Below are 1,049 nucleotides of genomic sequence, written 5' to 3'. Positions count from 1 at the left end.
GACAAACTGCGCACCACCCACATCCGCGCCATGTTCGCCGCCATCGAGCGCCGCAACGACGAGATCACCGCCGCGAAAGCGAGCACCGACCCAGCCATCCGCGCGTCCGTCACCGGCGTGCGACCCACCGGCGCCACCACACGCCAACGCATCCGCGCCTGCCTGCGGAAGGCGATCAACGACGCCCTTGCCGACGAACTCATCGTCGGCGCCAACCCCGCCGCCCTGGTCAAGGTCCCCGCCGACCGGCCCCTGCCAATCGTGTGGGAGGACGAACGCGTACAGCGGTGGAAGGCCACCGGCGAGGTCCCTGGACCGGTGATGGTGTGGACCGACTCCCAGGTCGTGCAGTTCCTCGACTACGCCGCCGTACACGCCCCCGACCTGCACCCGATGTGGCACTACATGGCCTACCGAGGGCCCCGCCGCGGCGAGGCGTGCGGCCTGCGCGACAGCGAGGTGCGCCTGCACCGCCGCGAGACCACGATCAACAACCAGATAGCCACCCACGGCTACACCGCCGTGCAGAAACCACCGAAGAGCAGGGCCGGAAACCGCGACGTCGCCCTCGACACCGACACGACCAAAGTCCTCGCCGCCTACAAGGCCCGCCGCGCCGCCTGGCAACTCGCCGCCAGCGACGCATGGCCCGACACCGGCCTGTTCTTCGTCCGCCCCGACGGGCACCCCTGGCACCCCAACGCCGTCACCCAACGATTCCGCAAGCTAGTCCGCAAGGCCGGGCTGCCCCCGATCCGGCTGCACGACCTACGCCACAGCGCCGCCACCATCGCCCTCGACGCCGGCATCGACATCAAGGTCGTCTCCGAGCAACTCGGCCACTCCACCACAACCCTGACCCGCGACACCTACCAGAGCGTCACCAAACGGATGCACCAGAACGCCGCAGACGCGGTCGCGAAGAAGATCGACCGGAGGCGTCGCGGTCCCCGCCTCGCGGGATGAGACCAGGGGACTGTCAACTTAACGGTGTAACTGGATTTTGATGGGTTACTTGCGGCCTGCGGACAGGCGGCCTTCGAAGGTGA

General features: G+C 68.6%; 1 protein-coding gene. It reads left to right on the top strand.

Translation table 11 applies throughout. The annotated features are described in order from the left end of the window. Positions 1 to 966: tyrosine-type recombinase/integrase (locus ACLQ24_RS29790; RefSeq protein WP_425895064.1), on the top strand; the 966-nt coding region annotated here is incomplete at its 5' end. Positions 967 to 1,049 lie beyond the last annotated feature (83 nt).

Origin of the sequence: Micromonospora sp. DT4 (assembly GCF_049841675.1) — a bacterium.
Classification (GTDB): domain Bacteria; phylum Actinomycetota; class Actinomycetes; order Mycobacteriales; family Micromonosporaceae; genus Micromonospora.
Note: the sequence above shows the minus strand (reverse complement) of the source record. Positions and strands in the feature narration are given on the sequence as shown.